We start from the raw sequence: 22,410 nt of genomic DNA on the forward strand, positions 1-22,410 counted from the left end.
TAACGGAAATTATTGGATTAAATAGCAGTTGGCCCGATAGGGTGAGACAGATGGCCCAATATGTCTAACCATGATGTTGCCCTATGCACCAAAGAGGGACTGGAAAAGCAATTTTGCTCATATTTTATACAAAGGAAAACCGCCTGCCATATCTTGGCAAGACGGCCTGTAGGGTGGATTACAATCCACCATAAAAGCTGATGTTCCGGAGGTGGATTGTAATCCACCCTACTGCTGTGGGGGTTTATTTACGCTTTTTCTTAGCGGCGATATGGATAGCATGCCCCTCAACGGCCAAGGCTGCCTCTTTCACCGTTTCTGACAGGGTTGGGTGGCCAAATACGGTCAAACCAATATCTTCTGCACTTGAGCCAAACTCCATTGCAATCACCACCTGCTGTACCAGATCCGCAGCGCTTGGGCCGATAATATGGCAGCCCAGAATACGGTCGGTTTCCGCATGAGCGATCATCTTCACCATACCCGCCGTATCATTGGCAGCCATAGCACGGCCACTGGCCGCAAAAGGGAACACCCCTACTTTGTAATCAATACCATCAGCCTTTAACTGCTCTTCGGTTTGACCGACTGCCGCAATTTCAGGGTGGGTGTAAATAACATTGGGGATGGTGTCGTAATTCATAGCCGCTTTCTGGCCAACAATACGCTCAGCAACCATCACCCCTTCTTCAGAACCTTTATGGGCCAACATAGGGCCGCGGACAATATCACCTACCGCATAAATACCGGGAGCATCGGTTTCGCAATAATCATTAACGTAGACAAAACCACGCTCATCCATAGTGACACCACAGTCACCGGCTAATAAACCTTCGCTCTGTGGGCGACGACCAACAGCAACAATTAACTTATCAAACACTTCCTGTTTTTCGCCATCGTTATCGGCATAAGTAACCGTGACCTTGCCATCTTTCACTTCAGAGCCTGTAACCCTGGCGCCAAGGCGAATATCCAAGCCCTGTTTTTTGGTAAAGATCTTTTTGGCTTCTTTGGCAATTTGCTTATCAACATTGGGGAGAAAATCTTCCAAGGCTTCAAGTACAACAACCTCTGCACCCAAACGACCCCAGACGCTACCTAATTCCAAACCAATAACACCGGCACCAATCACACCCAGGCGTTTCGGCGTTTCCAAAAACTCCAAGGCCCCGGTTGAGTCAACAATCACATCCTGATCAATCGGCGCAGGTGGAATATCAATAGGTATTGAACCGGCGGCAATAATAATATTATCCGCTTCAATCGTTTCAACCTTGCCATCATCATCAGTGACTTCAACTTTTTTACCGGCTAATACTTTGCCTGAACCTTTGATAGCAGTAACGCCATTGGCTTTAAATAGCTGACCAATACCACCGGTTAACTGTCCTACAATTTGATCTTTACGGGCAATCATCTGCGGAATATCGATCGACAAACCTGTAGCGGCAATACCATGGATAGCAAAGTCATCCTGCGCTTCTACAAATTTATGGGTGCTATCCAATAAAGCTTTTGATGGAATACAACCTACATTTAAGCAGGTACCGCCAAAACCGGTTTTACCCAGTTTATTGGTGCTACGTTCCAAACAGGCAACATTTAAACCTAACTGAGCCGCACGAATAGCCGCAACATAACCTGCCGGGCCAGAACCAATCACTACAACGTCGTACTTAGACATAAATAATTCCTAATCAATAACTTATATTTCGAGAAGAATACGCGCGGGATCTTCTAACAATTCTTTAATGCAGACCAAAAACTGCACCGCTTCTTTACCATCAATTAACCGGTGATCATAAGACAGCGCCAAATACATCATTGGCAGTATTTTTACTTCGCCATTAACCGCCATGGGGCGATCCTGAATTTTATGCATACCCAGAATCGCGGTTTGTGGTGGATTTAAAATGGGCGTCGAAAGCAAGGAACCAAAAACACCACCATTGGTGATGGTAAATGTACCGCCCTGCATTTCTTCCAGACCTAACTTGCCATCACGGGCGCGGCTGCCATAACTGCGAATAGTATCTTCTACCGTGGCCAGACCCATATTTTCTACGTCGCGTAATACAGGTACGACCAAACCTTTATCAGACGATACAGCAACACCAATATCCTGATAGCCATGATAAACAATATCATCACCATCAATCGAAGCATTCACTGCGGGATAGCGCTTTAACGCTTCGCAGGCTGCTTTAACAAAAAAGCCCATAAAACCAAGACGAACGCCGTTATGGGTTTTCTCAAATAAGTCTTTGTACTGCTTACGCAGCGTCATCACCGGTTCCATATTCACTTCGTTAAACGTGGTTAACATGGCAGTGGTTGAAGTGGCTTCCAGTAAACGCTCGGCGATACGCTTACGTAAACGCGTCATAGGCACACGTTTTTCAATTTTGTCACCGGCATCCATTTCCATAATGGGGGCGGGAGCAGCCGCTGTTGCGGCAGGCGCTGCTGGCGTAGCATTGCTTAAGTGCTTAACCACATCTTCTTTCGTGACCAAACCACCCTTGCCAGTGGCAACAATTGCAACACCTTTCAGGTTATTTTCTTCAACCATTTTGCGGGCGGCCGGACTAAGTTTTATTTCAGCACTCGCAGCAGGTTCTGTCGCAGCAGCAGGTTCAGCTTCTGGAGTTGGAACAGCTCCGGCACCTTCTTCAAAATGACCAATCAGCTCATCACTTAAAACCGTATCACCTTCCGCTTTAATTATTTCGCTAATAGCACCATCAGCAGGTGCTACAATTTCCAGCACTACCTTATCGGTTTCGATATCCACCAACAGCTCATCGCGAGAAACCGCTTCGCCGGGCTGTTTATGCCAGGTTGCCACGGTACCGTCGGCAACAGATTCGGGAAAGGTCGGTGCTTTTATTTCGATGGTCATAGTTTTTCCTTTCATTCAGATTCAAACAGAACGAACAATTAATACGTTATAAAGCGCTACTCAAAACCCAACGCTTCAGCAATTAGTTTTTGCTGTTGAGCAACATGCAAAGCCATATAGCCAGCCGCAGGTGAAGCCGAAGCATCACGGCCTGCATACTCGAGGTACAAGGTGCGGTTATGCTTATGAATAACACGGCGCATATGGTGCTGACTGGAGTACCATGCACCTTGGTTCATTGGCTCTTCCTGACACCAGACAATTTCTTTTAATTCAGCATAAGGCGCCAACGCCTGCTCAAGTTCTTGCTCGGGGAATGGATAGAGCTGCTCCAGCCGAATAATGGCAACATTGTCCATGTCTTTTTCGCGGCGGGTTTCACGTAAATCGTAATAGACTTTACCACTGCATAGCACAGCCCGGGTCACTTTTTCCGCATTGAGTGAGTCGGTTTCTGCAAGTACATTTTGGAACTGGCCATCGGCCAACTCTTCCAATGTTGAAACGGCTTCTTTATGCCGTAATAAACTTTTCGGCGACATAACAATTAACGGCTTACGTAATGGGCGCAATGACTGCCTGCGCAACATATGGAAAACCTGCGCCGGAGTCGTCGGTACACAAACCTGAATATTATGCTCAGCTGAGAGTTGTAAAAAGCGCTCAAGGCGGGCTGATGAATGCTCTGGCCCCTGCCCTTCATAGCCGTGAGGCAATAGCATGGTTAAACCACATAGGCGCTGCCATTTATGCTCACCACTGGTAATAAACTGATCGATAACTACCTGTGCACCATTAGCAAAGTCACCAAATTGCGCTTCCCAGATAACCATCACATTAGGCATGGTGGTGGCATAGCCATATTCAAAAGCCAATACCGCTTCTTCTGATAATAGCGAGTCATGAATAGTAAAGTTGGGCTGGTCCTCGGCCATATGCTGTAACGGCACATGGATCGATGCATCGTTTTGATTATGCAAAACCGCATGGCGGTGGGAGAATGTACCCCGCCCTACATCCTGTCCTGTTAGGCGAATCGGGTTACCTGAATCTATCAAGCTACCGTAGGCCAGTGTTTCAGCAAAGCCCCAATTAATAGGCGTGGCGCCAGCGGCCATTTTACGACGGTCTTCGTAGATTTTACCGACCTGACGCTGAATAGGAAAACCTTCAGGAACGGCATTAATTTTTGCCGCTACATCCTGTAATTTTTTCAGCTCGATACGGGTATCACAGGGGCAATCCCAATCGTGGCCCAGATAAGGGTTCCAATCGACAAATAATGTTTCATTGGGCTCATGGACTAAACTTTTAGCCACATGCTCACCGCTCTCTAAAGCACGGCGATAATTTTCGATCACTTCAGTATCGTATTCTTTGCTAATCAACGATTGGGCAATCAGTTTATCCGCATATAAATCACGGGTAGAACGCTGCTTTTTGATTTGCTGATACATTAGCGGCTGGGTACCGGAAGGCTCATCCGCTTCATTGTGCCCACGGCGACGGTAGCACACCAAATCAATAACAATATCTTTATTAAATTGCTGACGGTAATCAACAGCCATCTGGCTGACAAACAATACCGCTTCAGGATCATCACCATTCACATGGAAGATCGGCGCCTGCACCATTTTTGCCACATCGGTACAGTATTCTGTTGAACGTGCATCTTCGCGTTTACTGGTGGTAAAACCCACCTGGTTATTAATCACTACGTGGATGGTGCCGCCGGTTTTATAGGCGCGGGTCTGTGACATTTGGAAGGTCTCCATCACCACCCCCTGCCCCGCAAAGGCAGCATCACCGTGTAAAATTAATGGCACCACTTTTTTGCCTTCGGGATCTTCACGACGATCCTGACGAGCACGTACCGAGCCTTCTACCACTGGCGCGCCTATTTCAAGGTGCGACGGGTTAAAGGCCAATGCCAAATGCATTTCACCTCCCGGGGTTTCTACGGTCGATGAAAAACCCTGATGGTATTTAACATCAGCGGAACCGTGGTACTCGGCACGGCCTTCAAACTCATCAAATAGTTCAGACGGATTTTTACCCAGTACGTTAACCAGCATATTTAAACGGCCACGGTGGGCCATGCTAATAACGACTTCTTTGGCAGAATATGAACCAATACGCTGGATCATCGCATCCATCATTGGAATCAGGCTTTCACCTCCTTCCAAACCAAAGCGTTTTACGCCGGGGTATTTTGAGGCGAGTAATTTGCCCAAGCCTTCTGCCGCAGTAAGGCGCTCATGCAAATGCAGTAATACATCATCGCCAAAAGCGGGCTTGGAGCGAACACTTTCCATCCGCTGCTGAATCCACTGCCGCTCTTCGGTGGCAACAATATGCATAAACTCTGCACCGATCGTATTGCAGTAGGTTTGCTCTAAGGAATCAACGATTTCTTTTAAAGTGGCCTGATCTTTACCAATAAACAAGCTGCCGGTTTGAAACACGGTATCAAGATCAGCGGCGGATAGTTTATGGTAATGAAGGTCCAAATCAGGGACTGGTGCACGAACTTTTAAACCTAACGGATCCAGTTTGGTTTGCTGGTGGCCACGCTGGCGATAAGCACTACACAACTGGATAACCCGAACCTGCTTTCTTTCATGGTCGGTAATTCCACTATCACTTTCAACGGATAGGGGTTTAATTTTGGCTTTGGCTAATTGGGTAAAGTGGTCGCGGATCGTAGAGTGCGGAATATCCTGTCGCACATTGCCATTGACCTGGGGCAGTTTTTCAAAATAGGTGCGCCACTCTTCCGGCACATGATTGGGGTCTTGCAAATAGGTTTCGTAGAGGTCTTCTACGTAGGCGGCATTGCCACCTGAAATATGGGAGCTACCCCATAACAACTCCATTGAGTCTTTTTGCATATCTTAGGGCCTCGGTAACAAGCGCGTTAACCATTGTACAAAGTTTAGCTTAAACCTTGAGATAACGAAGGGCTGTCACGGTAGTGACACACCTTATACTTGTTGGATATAGCAGTTAACAAAATGCACCGGTAAGCGCCAGTGCCATATCCCGCATCATGGTATTTCGGTAATACAATATCGTTGAATACTGATGCTTGGAACACAGCATAAGTGTAGACGAATCTGACACTTACACTGCCTTCAAACAACAAAAAAGCAAGCTTTTGGCTTATTCTTGCTGCTATGCCTAACGCTTATGTTGCGCTAGTTAAAAGCATATTGCGAATATGCCCGATAGCTTTGGTAGGGTTCAAGCCCTTAGGACAAACATTGACACAGTTTTGGATACCGTGGCAACGGAAAACACTGAATGGATCATCCAGCTCGGCCAAACGCTGTTCAGTCGAAGTATCACGGCTATCCGCCAGAAAGCGGTAAGCCTGTAATAGACCTGAAGGGCCGATAAAGCGGTCCGGGTTCCACCAGAATGAAGGACAGGCGGTAGAACAACAGGCACACAGGATACACTCATACAGGCCATCTAACTTTTCACGCTCTTCAGGTGACTGAAGACGCTCAATCGCAGGTGCTGGTGTGTTGTTAATCAGGAATGGCTTAACCTTCTCGTATTGCTTGTAGAACAAGCTCATATCTACAACCAGATCACGGATAACTGGCAGGCCCGGTAACGGACGCAAGACCAGCTTATTGCCGCCTTTCATGGCTTCGGATAATGGCATAATACAAGCCAGGCCGTTTTTACCATTGATATTCATACCATCAGAACCACACACGCCTTCACGGCATGAACGACGGTAGGCAGTGGTGGTGTCCTGGGCTTTAATCAGCTCCAATACATCCAATACCATTAAGTCTTTACCACCGGTATCGACTTCCAAGTCCTGCATATAAGGCTCGGCATCGGTTTCCGGGTTATAACGATAAATACTGACGTTTAACATGTTTCTCTATCCCCTTACTCTTGGGCTTAACTCGACCTTAGCAATAATGCTTAGTAGGTCCGTACTTTGGGTTCAAATGAATCAACGGTTTTCGGAGTGAAGTTAACACCACGCTTACCGACTCGTTTATCCCCAGGGAAATACACGGAGTGACAAAGCCAATTTTCATCATCACGATCTTCAAAATCTTCACGGGCATGAGCACCACGACTTTCTTTACGCTCTTCCGCGGCAATCGCTGTCGCTTCTGCCACTTCAAATAAGTTGTGCAGCTCAAGTGCTTCGATACGTGCTGTATTGTAGGCATTACTCTTATCTTCAAGATGCGCATTTTCAATACGAGGACGTAACTCAGCCAGCTTTTTAATACCTTCCTGCATATAGTCACCGCGACGGAATACGCCGAAGTGGTTCTGCATAATGGTTTGCAGCTCTTTACGCAACGCAGCAACACTGTCGCCGCCGGTCGTTTTGTTAAGGTTGGTCAAACGTGAAGCCGCTTTGGCGATCTCATCTTCAGTAGCATCTTTCATATCGATGCCTTCACGCAGTGACTTCTCGATATGTAAACCCGCCGAGCGACCAAATACCACCAAATCAAGCAGTGAGTTACCACCCAGACGGTTAGCACCGTGTACCGATACACAGGCCACTTCACCACAGGCATATAGACCAGGAATGATTTGATCATTGCCTTCGTCATCAATAGTAATCGCCTGACCATCAACGTTAGTTGGAATACCGCCCATCATATAGTGGCAGGTTGGTACTACAGGTACTGGCTCTTTAACCGGGTCAGCATGGGCAAAGGTACGTGATAATTCACAGATACCCGGCAGACGGCTTTCCAGTACTTCTTCACCCAGATGATCAAGCTTCAAATAAACGTGATCGCCATCGGGGCCACAACCGCGGCCTTCTAAAATCTCTAAAGTCATAGAACGGGCAACAACATCACGGCCCGCCAGATCTTTAGCATTGGGTGCATAACGCTCCATAAAGCGCTCACCATCTTTATTCACCAGATAGCCACCTTCACCGCGACAACCTTCAGTAACCAGTACACCCGCGCCGGCAATACCGGTTGGGTGGAACTGCCACATTTCAATATCCTGAACCGGAACGCCAGCACGCAGTGCCATACCGATACCGTCGCCAGTATTGATATGGGCATTGGTAGTAGAGGCGTAAATACGACCTGCACCGCCAGTAGCCAATACTGTAGCTTTTGATTTGATATGAACGACTTCGCCAGTTTCGATGCAGATAGCAATAACACCAGTTACCGCGCCGTCTTCATTTTTAACCAGGTCGGTTGCGTACCACTCATTAAAGAAGACGGTTTCATTCTTCATATTGCCCTGATACAGGGTGTGCAACAGAGCGTGACCCGTACGGTCAGCCGCTGCACAAGTACGAGCAGCCTGAGTTGGATTATCAGGCCCTTTAGACTGACCACCGAAAGGACGCTGGTAGATACGACCTTCTTCGGTACGGGAAAATGGCATCCCCATATGGTCTAATTCGTAAACCGCCTCAGGACCGACACTACACATATATTCGATAGCGTCCTGATCACCAATATAATCAGACCCCTTAACGGTGTCATACATATGCCAGCGCCAATCATCATTGGGGTCGTTAGAGGCAATCGCACAGGTAATACCGCCCTGGGCAGAGACTGTATGAGAGCGAGTAGGAAATACTTTAGAGATAACCGCAGTCTTATAACCAGACTGGGATAGCTGCAATGCCGAGCGCATACCTGCACCGCCACCGCCGACGATTACACCGTCAAAAGAAATAGTTCTAATAGTCATTATAAATTAACCCCAAAGGATCTGGATGCCCCAGACAACATAAGTGAACAGGACAACTGCACTGGCAGCCTGAAAGGCCCAACGCAATAGGTTAGCTTGAGCACCAACGGCGGGCCCTAATTTAATAGTCAGCACATGTTTGACCAGGTAATCGGTAGAAACAGACCACAGACCAATCCAGGCGTGAGAAGCAATAGAGAGTATTGCCGCCAGAGTGAAGGTCTTCATCCAGGTCTGCTCAAACAAGGCTTTCCACTGAGCGTACTCAGGGGAAGACACCAACAGGACAAAAGCAATAAGAAGAGTGTAAGCCAGCAGAATCACACCGGTGACACGCTGCATTAACCAATCAGACAGGCCGCTACGGCCAAAATTCGTTACTGAAGTTACCATATCATCGCTCCCGCCAGAATAATTAACACAGCAGAGACGGTGAGCACCAATTTGGCTCCGGTCTGGCCGCCCTCAAGGGTCTCGCCAATGCCCAGATCCATAATCAGGTGCTTGATACCCGCTACAGAGTGATAAATCAGTGCAGACAAAACGCCCCACACCACCAATTTTAATAAAAAGGAGTCGCACAGGGCTTTAAGGCTGTTAAAGCTCTCTTCACTGGCTAAGGATTCATCCAAAAGCCACAGCAGAACGGCGGCGCCAGCAACGAGAATCACACCGGTAATACGGTGGGTAATCGACGCCAGAGCAGGTAACGGCAGGTCTATAGTGCCGATATCAAGGTTTACAGGTCGTTTATCAGTCACGGTTTTATCACACTTGTCAGGCCCCTCACCTAATCGATCATTAGATAAGCAAGGCGGTTAAAGGTTAGCGAAACAGTTGGAATCAAGCAGGCAATCGGAGTAAAAAAACTAAGCCAGCGTTAGACTTAGCCCCTGAATACCCCCCTGGAATCCGCGGCGAATTATAGGCATATAGATATAAGATTACAAACGCTAACACTCCCCTGCCAAGAATAAATCCACTTTATTGGGCGCTTCAAAAGAAGAAAATCCGCAAAACCAACCTATCGGCTGCTAAAAATCCCGAAAAGCTTTGATTTAACAGCATATTCTAAGAACACTGACTAAATTCCCCATTGACAAAAACCAGCAAAACTCTATGATTGTCCACCCTCCGTACATCAAATACGCAAAACGGTGGCCAGCATCAATAATGGTGGCAACCAGTACTGGAATCACTCAGAAAATCAAAAAGTTAGGAGCTTTACATGTCTGACAAAAAAGCGACTCTGGCCATCCCAGGCAAAGACGCCATTGACCTCCCTATCTACTCCGGCAGTATCGGCCCCGACGTGGTTGATGTTGGCGCACTTACAGGGCAAGGCATGTTCACCTATGATCCAGGCTTTGTATCTACCGCAGCCTGCGAATCCAAGATCACCTATATAGATGGCGGCAAAGGTGTACTTCTGCACGGTGGCTACCCCATCGAGCAACTGGCTAACGAATCGGACTTTTTAGAAACTTGCTGGTTATTATGGAATGGCGAACTGCCAACCGCAGCCGAAAAAGAAGCCTTTGTAGAAAAGATCACCATGCACACCATGGTTCACGACCAAATGGCCTCCTTCTTTAAAGGCTTCCGTCGCGATGCACACCCCATGGCCATCCTTTGTGGTGTTGTTGGTGCGCTATCAGCCTTCTACCATGACTCTTTAGATATCACCAACGAAAAGCACCGTAATATCTCTGCTATTCGCCTGATCGCCAAAATGCCTACTCTGGCAGCAATGGCTTATAAATTTTCTGTTGGCCAACCTTTTGTATACCCACGCAACGACCTGAACTATTCAGAGAACTTTTTGAATATGATGTTCAGCACCCCTTGCGAAGATTACCAAATCAGCCCAACACTCGCTAAGGCGATGGATAAGATCTTTATTCTTCACGCTGACCACGAGCAGAACGCTTCTACCTCTACCGTTCGCCTGGCTGGCTCTACGGGCACCAACCCATTTGCCGCTATCGCAGCGGGTATCTCAGCGTTATGGGGCCCTTCACACGGTGGCGCAAACGAAGCGGTACTGGATATGCTGAACGAAATCGGTGATGAAAGCCGTATCGATGAGTTTGTTGCTAAAGCAAAAGACAAGAATGACCCTTTCCGCTTGATGGGTTTTGGTCACCGGGTTTATAAAAACTTTGACCCACGCGCTAAAGTGATGAAGCAAACCGCTGATGAAGTACTTGGCGAACTAGGTCTGGACAACGACCCACTGCTGAAAATTGCCAAGCGTTTAGAACAGATTGCTCTGGAAGACGAATACTTTGTTGAGAAGAAACTGTACCCTAATGTGGATTTCTACTCCGGTATTATTCTCAAAGCTATGGGTATTCCTACCAGCATGTTTACGGTAATTTTTGCTCTGGGCAGAACACCGGGCTGGATTGCACACTGGAACGAGATGATTGCCGACAACTCCAGAATTGGCCGTCCTCGCCAGCTTTATACTGGACCTACCCAGCGGGATTTCACGCCACTGGATAAACGCTAATACCAGTAGATAGCAACGTTATTTAAAAGCCACATCTAATGTGGCTTTTTTATAGCCAGGAAATTGCATATTGCAGAGGCATAAGAAATATTTAATAATTTCGCAGCATTACATCAAAATAAGAAGCAAGCAATGATAGCCACCCCTAATTTTGTCTACATTCATACGTCACGGCATGGTGGCACATTTGTTAACAATCTGATTCTAAACCATATCCCCGATTCCAGACTCATCCAATACCACGGACAACTCAGCAACCTGCCAAAGCACTGCGCCAAATTACCCATCATTGGACATGTCAGAAACCCTTGGGACTTTTACGTCTCGCTGTATTTTAATTATAAGAAAAAAAAGCAATACCTATTCCAGATAATCTCCGAAAACGGCACCCTGGATTTTGAAGAAACCATTAGCCGATACCTCACCTTGGGCAACCAAAGCGAGGCAAGCAAAACGCTTATTGACCAATTGATAGATGCCGCGCCCAAGGAAATACACCCCCAGCTAGATCCAAACCTAAGAAACCCCGGCTTAACAGCTAAACACTTTGCCAAATACCCGGCTGGCACTGGATACTACACATGGCTATTCAAACTCATGTACAACAGCAGGAAAAAGCACAAACTTCATATAGGTCGCTTCGAAAACCTAAGAGAAGAAACCATGGCATTATTAAAAACTACCGGCACGCCTATCACACCCGGAATATTGGAATACCTGAACAAGCGCGAAGCGATGAACCCCAGCGAGCGAGAAAAATCTTATAAAGATTACTACAGCAAAGAGCTACAGTTATTAGTGGCAGAGAAGGATCGCTATATCATCGAACGCTTTGGCTACACATTTTAAGACCGCCGCCTATAACGCTCCGGTTACGTCAATCTGTAAAAGCTGGCAACAAATTTTCATTTAAAGCCGCCCCTAAAATCCGCGCCTGAAAAGCAATAAAAGCCCTGGAATTATTAGAAGCAAGATAGATAGGTTTAACAGGGCGCTGCACGCGGTTGATCAGGCGGCCATACTCTGGCCACCCCTGTTTAGTAGGGCCAAACTGGGCCCACACCCTGCGCCAATCCCAGCGAAACTCATTGATCGTATTGACAAACTGATTAACCACTTCTGGATCATTGGTTTCATTTGCAACAATATCCGCGATTAAGTCCAGACAAAGACTATCAAGCTCACCGGGCATCATAACTAATGGGGCGTTATACTTTTCATAAACAGGTTCGACCTCTAAACCGGGATCAAAGGCAATAAACTTCTCATCCATTTTTTTCCCGGCGACTATATCGGCAACCCGCTGCCAAAAAACTGAAGAACCTACCGTATCTGCTACCAAATGGACCCGAGACTCAGAAGACTCGTTAATCACACGATGAGCTTTCCACGTATCGAGCAACCACACTTCACCGGCCTTCATCTGACAACGTTCATCACCACAAAAGAAAGTAACATCGGGGTTGGTGACTATTGGGATATGAATTCTAACCCGGTCAAACCAATGGTAATTGACATCTGTGTGGATGGGGATGTCATGACCGCCATCCAGCCGCATCAACCTGGACCGACCGAACACTTCGTCAAAAGAAGCAATAACCTGCCTGAAATAAGGGGATTGAAGCAACGTTGGAGTGGGTTTCATCTCTCCATTAAAGAGATCATTCACTTCACCGTTAAGCGAAATTAAAGGAATGGAAAAATTACCAGCCAAGGCCCCGGGGTGGGGAATCCAATCATTTTTATTGACGACTGAAAGCTCTTTAGCGAGCTGATCAACATCAAATCGAAATGGCAATTTTACAAATTCAGAAGCAAGCCTCATATCATCAAGACTCTGTTGTTTTTAAAATAAAAAGAGCTATAAACCGCTAAACAGTCTATAGCCCTTGTAAAAACTAACTTATTACTTAAAAGTTATATTTTAAGGTGGCGCCATAATTCGCCGGGGCACCAAGCGAAACAATATGCTTGTTAAATATACCGATATGGAAAGAACCTGCTACATATTCCTTGTCGGTAATGTTTTTACCCCAGACAGTAAACTCCCAATGCTCAGGTCCCTGGAAATTCATCGACATATTCCACAGAGTACGCGAGCGAATAAAGGCCAGATTTAGTGGATCTATATACTGTCTTGACTGATAGTTACCATTCAAGCGCAAGTTCATAGTCCAGCCATTATCAAAGTCATCACTGTAGTTAAAGCCAAGCGTATACTGCTCCTTGGATACTTTAATCAGATCATTACCACCAATATCATCATTACCACAATTTTCGTCAAAATCGATAACAGCGTCAAAGTTACCACCGATAGGTGTGCCATCAGGGTTTGTATCTGTTAATAGATTCTCAGGGGTACACTCATAGTAATAAGCTGTTTTTGCATCAGCATACTTAACATCATCCTCATATCTCGGATTCGTATAAGCCGCGCCGAAATCAACACTGAAATTCTCATTAATGAAAATCAAACCATCAATTTCGAAGCCGTAGTTTTCAACATCGCCGATATTAGCCTGCACACTACCCGCATTAGGACTTTCGCTAACACCCGTAGGGGCAACACCGCCTACCAAGTCTTCCCACTCTACGATATAAGCCGCAACGTTTAATTGCATCATACCTTCGAAAAGAACATTTTTAGACCCTATTTCATAAGTCCAGTTAACTTCTTCATCATAGGTTCCCTGATCAGGGTCAGAAGTATTGTTAAAACCACCTGCTTTCAGACCATTTGCGATATAAGCATAAATCATGCTTTCGTCATTGATCTGCCAGTCCACACTATATTTCGGCGTAAAGTAATGAAATGTATCTTCTGCCGTTCTGGAAATACAAGGATCTCCTTCCTGGCTTGAAGGCGCATCGGGGTCAGTGACAATCGTAGTTTCACCCTCAGCACATATCGTAGAATAGCTATTGGTTTCACCCACACCAAAACCTGAACCCGCGTAGTAGCCGCCAGCAGGAATGGCAAAGTTATCAGTCAGGCGCTCAATTTCCTTGTCTTCTTCCGTATATCGAGCTTCGACTCGAAAGCTTAAATCTGGAGTCAGGTTATATTCAAACATGGCAAATACAGCGTAAACCTGTTCATCAAATATAGTGTAGTCTGCCTTCTGACCACTCCACGAATCTCTGAATAGCTCATAGATTGCTACCCCCTGAAACTCGGCCTCATACAACGGGGAGTAAGTGTTATCACCAAACGGCTCATAACACCCTCTTTCCGGGTCCTGATCTGCATCATAGAGACGATCCGCAGTAGTACAGATAGGGTTGTATGTAGTCTGGCTAAACTGCTCATCTTCACTATCAGAATAATAACCACCAAAGCTGAAAGAGTAATCGTCACTACCACTCCAATCAAAACGGAACTCATGAGAAACCGTGGTCAGTTCAATAATTGGACGGGACGATGAAACATTAGACTGCATTTCGACATCGGCGCGCCCCGGAGAGTCAGCATTATTATCGGTCAGGGAGTTGCCCCATAACGGATCACGTGAGGCTGCACCCACCTGAATACCCTCATGGTCAATGTAACCCATATTATAAGCCAGGGACCACACATCATTAATATCCCAATTGACAGAAAAGGTCATAACTTCAGTATCCGCCTTGAAACCGAAGCCCCGTGGATCCAGGTTAGTTCCCAAGCGACGCTCATCCGGGCCAGTAACACCATCACCCAAACCCCAGTTATAGTTATCTGTACCGGGGATATACTGAATCTGGCCATTGGCATCTTTTACAATATCGCCATTCGCGTCCAGCACTGGATCCAAACCGCCAGACCAGGGAACCCTCACGGGTTGCAGTGGCAAGGCGCCTTTCCACAAGGTGTTACCCGTTGAAGCCAAGCCTTCAAAACTACCGCCGGCCTTATCGGCCACATTCGTTAAGTGAGTAACGGTGTTGAAGTTCATATCATTAAAGGGAGTTGTCTGGAATCGCGCAACTTCACGCACACCACCCATGATATAACCGCCCTGACTCTCTTTCTTAAGACTGGTATTAAAATAGCCGGTATCAACCGTCACATTCTCTGAAGCCAACCAGGTAAAACCCAGGTTATACGTTTCATCATCCCAGCCACCTACTTTTTCATCACTACCGCCATTACTAAAGCCAGTAGGATCGGCACTTGCCAGAGGGTGTGTATTATCGAAAGGGCCATCATATTCGCTCCGACCAATGGTATAACGAGCAAGCAGCACATTCTCGATCAAGGGTCCATTGAGGCTAACCTTCCAATCTTCACGACCATCTTTACCCTGGGTGGTCGATACATAGGCTTCGAACTCTTCCTGGGGCTTTTTGGTCACATAATTAATCGCCCCCGCAAAAGCATTACGTCCATATAGAGAGTTTTGCGGGCCTTTAACAACCTCGATACGCTCCATATCAACCATACCCATATTGGCCATACTTTGCCGAGACAGGTAAACACCATCCAGAAAGATAGCAACATTCTGCACCCGGTCTTGAGCAAAACCCTGACGCAAGCCTCGAATAGTTGGACTGGACTGATAACCCGAGGAGGATTCACCGGAATAGTTTAAACCGACTGTATTACCTGCCACATCCTCAAGGTTTACAAAGTCCCCACGCTCCATCGTCTCACTGGAAAAAGCGGTTATTGCTAAAGGAACTTCCTGCAGTGATTCAGATTGCTTACGGGCGGTTACTACCACCTCTTCAATCTGTGCAAAGGATGAAATGGACGCTAATTGGGCAGGTAGAACGACTGCACAAACAAGCGGCAGCTTGAATCTAGACATGAAACCACTCCCACAGTGATGACTGTTATTGTTATGTTTAGTGGGTACTAGCACTATGCAAAGCAGCAAGTTATAGCACCAAAAGCCTGATTTTCAACGAGAAAAAACTCGTTCAAACAGCCATTTGTTATAATCTAATAACATTATACTTTTAAGTCAACTGGTAATAACTCACAGATGGCAATCAAAAAGCACAAAACCAGCCCTGATTTGCCTTTAAGAAAGCCCTCTGTCACTTAACATTTGAGCTATCTAACAGACGACTTCAAGCTATAACTGTATTCGATCCAGCTAGAAAATAAATCCAGAGAAGGCAAAAAAATGTGTGAAATAATCCAATGTTAAATAGCTTTCTTATATGCTAGCTTTAAATTGAATGAGAAAAATAATAGAAAACACAGCAACACAATCAAAGCCTCCCCCTAAAACTAATGCCCAGCCGACACCTGGCATTGGCTAAACAGGCTGATAAACACACGTAATATATAACCATCAAGGAATAGTTGAATGCCTTCATCTGATCAGCCCTGGGTATTGGGCGTGAGCGCCTCACACAATGGTGCAGCCTGCCTGCTAAAAGGTGACAGGATAGTCGTTGCCATTCAGGAAGAGAGAATTCTAGGGCTTAAAAGAGCCCCTATTAACCTTAAAAAAAACTGTCTGGCCATTAATTACTGCCTACAATACGCCAAAATAACACCTGCTGACCTCGACTGTATTGTCCTGAGTTCCCAATCTTCACTGGATGATCCGTCTAACACCTATACCGACAACCCCATTATTCAACAAGCCATTAACGCCAAGATAGAATTAATTGGCCACCACAAAGCGCATGCCTATAGCGCCTTTGCACCCTCTGGGTTTGATGATGCAGCCGTTCTCGTGATTGATGGTATGGGCAGCCCGGTTAGCGACCTGGACAAGGACGAACAAAAAGCGATTGTCGGCAATATCTCACAAGGCAGTGAAACCATCTCCCTGTATGATGCCTCAGGCACCACATTAACACCGCTGGAAAAACACCTGGTCACCAACCATGACTGGCTAAAACCCTATCAGGGCGACGTTCGCATGGCTGACTTTGCAAGTCTGGGCGGCATATTCTCTTCCTGCGCAGGGCAGATATTTGGTAGCTACAGCGATGCAGGTAAAGTTATGGGGCTTGCCCCCTATGGCTCCCCCACCATCGCTGCAGAGGAATTTTTTTCCATCAACAATGGCGGGCTTACTTTTCATAACAACGTACCCAAGCGCTTCACATTCAGTGAACGCTGGCCACAACACCAACAGCTCTATGCTGACCTGGCATGCTCTGCCCAGCAAGCACTCGAAGAAGCGATTCTTTATCTAACCCGGCAACTAAAACAGAAATCCAACTCAAAAAACTTTGTCTATGCCGGCGGGGTTGCACTTAATAGCGTTGCCAACGAACGGATTGTCAGAGAGTCTGGTTTTGAGAATGTCTATATCATCCCACCCGCAGAAGATAGCGGTGCTGCCTTAGGCGCTGCTTATTACGGGCTATGGTCAATCAAACCCACGAATACAAAAAACACACTGAAGAGCGACTCACTCGGCGCTGTATATAGTGAAAGCGAGATCGACACCGCCATTAACAACTCCCCCTGGGTTGAAGTGATTAATGACCAGGCAAGCCCAGAAGATGTAGCCGAGCTTATTGCCAATAATAATATTATTGGCTTTTTTGCTCAGGGCTCAGAACTGGGGCCCCGCTCCCTTGGCCAGAGAAGTATATTATGCGACCCACGCAGAAAAGACGCCAAAAAAGTACTCAATGACAGAGTGAAGCACCGTGAAGGCTTCCGCCCTTTTGCTCCCGTTATTCTTGCTGAAGAAGTTGCCAACTGGTTTGACCTGGAAGGAACACACCCTGAAAGTCCATTTATGCTAAGGGTATTGCGTTTTAGAGAAAACGCCGAAGAAAAAGTCCCAGGAGTAACCCATTGCGATGGCAGTGGCCGGGTGCAAACCGTGACCAAAGAGAACAATGGACAATATTATGAAGTGCTTAAAGCTTTCCACGCGAAGACCGGCGTCCCTATATTAATCAACACCTCTTTAAATGTAATGGGTGAACCCATTGTAGAAACACCGGAAGACACACTTTATAGCCTGGCGATGACAGATCTGGATTATATATTTATCGGCAATAAAATTTTGGGGAAAAAGAAACGATTTAAATCAGCGCTTGATTTCTACCCCTACTTTCTCCAACCCGACTCACTTCAGGCCGCCAAAACACAATTACAAACCAGCCGCCAACTGCAAGTATCGACCCCATGGGGGGAGGCCAACCTACCGATTCACGACCCACTGACGCTGCAACTAGCCATTGATGGTGCCGACGGTTTGATTAACGGAAAAACCAAGGCAAGAAGTGTACTTAAGCACCTGCAAGCCAAGCAAAGCAAACTCTCACAATCTGCCTTTATCAGAAGCCTTGTACAATTAAGACGAGGGCGAGTCATTGGACTCAGCACAACACCAAAAAAGTGAATTGCCAGTCCTACAGACCGTTAACTTGCCACCGGCCGAAGCATCCACAGCAAAGACGTCGGGCGGTGGCAGCGCAAGAAAACCAGAACTAACCAGCCATCATTGAGACAGCCGTCTTATTTTTAGATGAAATTATTACCTTGTTAACCCCCCCTCTTCTTTGAGGTAATACTTTAAGATTCAAAAGGACCCTATTTGCAGCATCACCAAAAATAGGAATGTTAATTGATATAACAATATGCTAACTTAGATTTATAACTCTAATTAACAACTAATAATAGTGTGGGTGCCATGTTTAAATTTCCTAAAAAACAGCTAAAATTCATAGCTTTAGCCTCTTCAGCCTTGGCTTTAGTAGCGGCTTGTAGCAATGGTGGCAGCAGTAGCGGCTCAAACGATGTCGTTATTGGGCCAGACCCTGATGCAGTGTCTTTACAAGGTGTTCCCACTAAAGGGCCAATGGCACTGGCTGATGTTAATGTATTCCTGATCGATAGAAATGCTGCCGACCTGAAAGGACAGCTGATAGCGACCGGCACCACTGATGATCAAGCCCAAATCATCGACATTAGTATCAACAGCCGCCGCGAGGACAGCCAATACCTGATCGAGGTGACCAGCAATGCTCAGACCTATGATGTCAGCTTATTACCCGCTCGAGTGGCCCCGGCTATACCAACGCTAAGAGCAATCATCAATGTTAATGATGATGAAACGCTTGAAGATATATACCCAACCCCTTTAACGACCCTGGCCCTGGATATGGCGTCCACGCAAATGGAAGCCGATGAGAGTTTAAACCTGAAGAACGCCCTTGAAGGCTCACAGGAACTGATCTTCGATACTTATGGCCTGGGCCTTGCCGCTGATGCTGAAGAGTTATTTAGCTCTACCCCGGTAGAAACTGATGCAGAAGGCCAAAGCAAAGAAAGAACATTAAATTACCGAACTGTTTCAGAAGTCGTTGCAGCCATTATTATTGATCTCGAAGAGCAAACCGGGACGACTAACAGCGACGATGTCATCAAAGCCTTCGGTGCAGATTTATCCGACGGCACTATCGATGGTAAATCCGGTGAAGTCGTCATTGAGTCCTTCACGTCTATCTCTGAAGATGATCTACTGGAGACTGTCACACCAGCAGACCCACTATCCTTACCGCTACCCGGTTCTGACACCTTAACTATCGCGGACCTCAATACCGTTCTAGCAGCAGAAACGGCAGAAATAAACCCTGAAATTGTTGAGCCTAACGAAGAACCAGCAGCGCCTATCACTACCGAAGATACAGCCCCTATTGTACCGGGAACGGATACAGACGGTGACACGGTAGTTGATACCCGAGACGCTTTTCCGGAAGACCCAACAGAGTCGGTAGATAGCGATAATGATGGCGTTGGTGACAATAGCGACTTTTATCCAAACGACCCCCGAGGCACCAGCATCACCGATCTGGATCGCGATGAAGATGGCGTACAAAATGATGTTGACGACTTCCCCAACGACCCAACAGAAACTGTAGATACTGATGGCGACAATGTAGGTGATAACAGCGACCAATTCCCTGAAAATAGCAGCGAATCCATCGATAGCGATGGCGATTGCGGAACCACCCCTCAACTGGGTGACACCGCGGGTGATAACTGCGGGGATAACAGCGATATCTTCCCAAACAACCCCTTTGAGCAATCAGACACCGATAGAGACTGTCAGGACTTTCTTGAAGAAGACGACTACTTAACCGAAAGTGCCGGCTCACTAAACAATTGCGGTGACAACTCTGATGCCTTCCCTGAAGACCCCTCTGAAACCGTAGACTCTGATGGCGACGGCGCCGGTGATAACAGCGACCTGTTCCCGAATGATGCTAGCGAGTCTGCCGATACTGATGGTGACGGTGTAGGTGATAATGCCGATGCATTCCCGAATGACGCCAATGAAACCGCCGATACTGATGGTGACGGCGTAGGTGATAATGCCGATGTATTCCCTTTTGACGCGACTGAAACACAGGATACCGATAGCGATGGAACCGGCGATAATAGCGACTTCGCACCAACGGATCCAGCCATCCAAAATATTTGCCAGACAGATATAGCCGACGAAGATAAACCTTCAGAGTGTTTTGATGATACCGACGGCGATAACGTATTTGACGCATTTGATGACTTCCCTAATGATATCGCCGCATCAGTCGATAGTGATGGTGATGATTTTCCAGATGCCTGGAATACCGGTTATAGTCAGGAAGACTCTACAACGGGTTTAGTACTTGATCTGTTCCCTACTGACGGTAGTGAGACTTCCGATAAAGATGGAGACGGCGTTGGTGATAACAGCGACGGTTTCCCAGACAATGCTCTGGAGTCAGCTGACACCGACGAGGACTGTGCACTATCATTACCCCAATCTGGTGAAGATACGGGTAACGGCTGTGCCGATAACAGCGATCAGTTCCCTCAAAACAGCGCAGAGCTTCTGGATGGCGATATGGACTGCGTCATTAGCGGAGGCATCGTCAACAGCGTAACCGGCGTGACCCAATATCTGGGAGCCGATGACGGTAACTTTTGTGCGGACAACTCAGAGCCCTTCCCTGCCAACCCTGACGAAATCTCTGACACCGACGGTGACTGTGGCGTCGTAGACAAAACCAGCATGACTGCAGGTGACGGCTGTGGTGATGGCAGCGACCAATTCCCATTCAATGAGAATGAAATTGCAGACAGCGACTTTGACTGTGACACCCTCTACACTCAGGAAACCGGGTATCCAAACAACCCCACCTCTGGTGATGGCTGTGCGGATAATAGCGATCAGTTCCCGGAAAACTCTGCTGAAGTTGCTGATAGCGATATGAGCTGTACTGAAGAAAGCACCAACAACCCAATCACTGGCGTTAAGCAGTTCTTCGGTAGCACCGCAGGCAATCTGTGTGGCGACGAAACACAACCTGACGACAGCGATGGTGACGGCGTTAATGATCCAGACGACCTGTTCACATTCAACAGCAAAGAATGGGAAGACAGTGATCAGGATTGTGATAGCTTCGACAGCAACTATGACTACGACGCCGAGGACGCTGGCGATGGTTGTGGCGACAACAGTGATATCTTCCCAGAAAACTCAGCAGAACTGGCTGATTATGATGCTGACTGCGTAGTCGCGGCCGAAGATACCGTGGTGAATTCTGACAGCGGGATGGCGATCACTCAGTATACGGGTTTAGCGACCGGTAATGGCTGTGGCGATAATAGCGATGATGCTATCTACATTGGTACAGGCACACTGAACCAGTTCTCTGCAGCTTCCGCTTTTGTTACTGGCATCTATGAAATAGAAGATGACATGGCCAACTCTCTAAATGGCACCGATGCTCCACAGTCCATCTCACTGAGCTTTGATGTGGAAATTCTGCCTTCAGTTGATAGAACCAGCTACTCAAGCTCACGCTTGATTCTGAATGGCCAGTTCAGCACCAGTAACAATAGCGCAATCCCCAAGGGAACCCGCCAAACCTGGATTTACACTGACGCCATTTACACTAATGACAACAACTCAAGCAGTGTAACCACTGATCCATGGTACGAAACGGGTACAGGCGTTTATACAGCAGGTACAACGGTTGTTTCAGGCTTCGATATCACCCTTAACAACGTAGGTGCCATTGAAGACGTAGCAGCGGGCAGTATCAACATTAACGGCGGAGCCGGTGACACCGGTGACAGCCTGGATGACAAGGCCGCCGACTACCTGAAAATTGGTGCTCAACTCAGCACGGATGTGCCGGCACTAACCACAGACCCAAACGCGGGCGCAGTCAGGTGTGATAAATCCTGTGATACATTTGATAGAACAAAACTTACCTTCGTCACCATTACCCATAATGCTGATGGAACGGTTGACTTAAAATTCAATCTGGTAAGTGGAAGTAATGGTACAGGCTATCTGGTCTATAACGACACGCCCTAAAC

13 protein-coding genes are annotated in these 22,410 nt (G+C 46.9%); 4 read left to right on the forward strand and 9 right to left on the reverse strand.

Annotated features, from left to right (window positions below; translation table 11 throughout):
- Positions 1–244 precede the first annotated feature (244 nt).
- From lpdA to sdhC, 7 genes are all read right to left on the reverse strand, one after another.
- Positions 245–1,684, reverse strand: coding sequence for a dihydrolipoyl dehydrogenase (lpdA, locus tag BST96_RS19665; RefSeq protein ID WP_085760324.1), 1,440 nt, complete (start codon positions 1,682–1,684; stop codon positions 245–247).
- A gap of 21 nt (positions 1,685–1,705) precedes the next feature.
- Positions 1,706–2,902, reverse strand: a complete 1,197-nt coding sequence (gene odhB, locus BST96_RS19670; RefSeq protein ID WP_085760325.1) for a 2-oxoglutarate dehydrogenase complex dihydrolipoyllysine-residue succinyltransferase — start codon at positions 2,900–2,902, stop codon at positions 1,706–1,708.
- Positions 2,903–2,958: 56 nt separating this feature from the next.
- The gene (locus BST96_RS19675) at positions 2,959–5,793 is read right to left on the reverse strand and encodes a 2-oxoglutarate dehydrogenase E1 component (RefSeq protein WP_157118023.1); all 2,835 of its coding nucleotides are present in this window, start codon (positions 5,791–5,793) and stop codon (positions 2,959–2,961) included.
- A gap of 296 nt (positions 5,794–6,089) precedes the next feature.
- The gene (locus tag BST96_RS19680) at positions 6,090–6,797 is read right to left on the reverse strand and encodes a succinate dehydrogenase iron-sulfur subunit (RefSeq protein ID WP_085760326.1); all 708 of its coding nucleotides are present in this window, start codon (positions 6,795–6,797) and stop codon (positions 6,090–6,092) included.
- A 50-nt stretch (positions 6,798–6,847) separates the two neighbouring features.
- Complete coding sequence (gene sdhA / locus BST96_RS19685) at positions 6,848–8,620, reverse strand: succinate dehydrogenase flavoprotein subunit (RefSeq protein ID WP_206045481.1); 1,773 nt, start codon at positions 8,618–8,620, stop codon at positions 6,848–6,850.
- A gap of 3 nt (positions 8,621–8,623) precedes the next feature.
- Positions 8,624–9,010, reverse strand: a complete 387-nt coding sequence (gene sdhD / locus BST96_RS19690; RefSeq protein ID WP_085760327.1) for a succinate dehydrogenase, hydrophobic membrane anchor protein — start codon at positions 9,008–9,010, stop codon at positions 8,624–8,626.
- A complete protein-coding gene (gene sdhC, locus BST96_RS19695; RefSeq protein ID WP_085760328.1) occupies positions 9,004–9,378 on the reverse strand; it encodes a succinate dehydrogenase, cytochrome b556 subunit in 375 nt (124 codons plus the stop codon). Before sdhC ends, sdhD begins: the two co-directional genes overlap by 7 nt.
- Positions 9,379–9,845: 467 nt before the next feature.
- Here sdhC and gltA point away from each other — a divergent pair, with 467 nt between their 5' ends.
- On the forward strand, positions 9,846–11,132 hold the full coding sequence (gene gltA, locus BST96_RS19700; RefSeq protein ID WP_085760329.1) for a citrate synthase: 1,287 nt from the start codon (positions 9,846–9,848) through the stop codon (positions 11,130–11,132).
- A gap of 132 nt (positions 11,133–11,264) precedes the next feature.
- Positions 11,265–11,981: a hypothetical protein gene (locus BST96_RS19705; RefSeq protein ID WP_085760330.1), complete on the forward strand. Its 717-nt coding sequence runs from the start codon at positions 11,265–11,267 to the stop codon at positions 11,979–11,981.
- Positions 11,982–12,009: 28 nt separating this feature from the next.
- Here BST96_RS19705 and BST96_RS19710 read toward each other — a convergent pair whose 3' ends face one another.
- Positions 12,010–12,957: an aspartyl/asparaginyl beta-hydroxylase domain-containing protein gene (locus BST96_RS19710; RefSeq protein WP_085760331.1), complete on the reverse strand. Its 948-nt coding sequence runs from the start codon at positions 12,955–12,957 to the stop codon at positions 12,010–12,012.
- Between the two features lie 85 nt (positions 12,958–13,042).
- On the reverse strand, positions 13,043–15,919 hold the full coding sequence (locus tag BST96_RS19715; protein ID WP_085760332.1) for a TonB-dependent receptor: 2,877 nt from the start codon (positions 15,917–15,919) through the stop codon (positions 13,043–13,045).
- Positions 15,920–16,426: 507 nt separating this feature from the next.
- On the opposite strand from BST96_RS19715, the gene BST96_RS19720 reads away from it, so the two are divergent.
- Entirely contained in the window at positions 16,427–18,436 is a 2,010-nt protein-coding gene (locus BST96_RS19720; RefSeq protein WP_085760333.1) for a carbamoyltransferase family protein, read from the forward strand.
- A gap of 291 nt (positions 18,437–18,727) precedes the next feature.
- Positions 18,728–22,408, forward strand: coding sequence for a hypothetical protein (locus BST96_RS20610; protein ID WP_085760334.1), 3,681 nt, complete (start codon positions 18,728–18,730; stop codon positions 22,406–22,408).
- The last annotated feature ends 2 nt before the right edge of the window (positions 22,409–22,410 follow it).

This window comes from Oceanicoccus sagamiensis, assembly GCF_002117105.1.
Lineage (GTDB): Bacteria > Pseudomonadota > Gammaproteobacteria > Pseudomonadales > Dasaniaceae > Oceanicoccus > Oceanicoccus sagamiensis.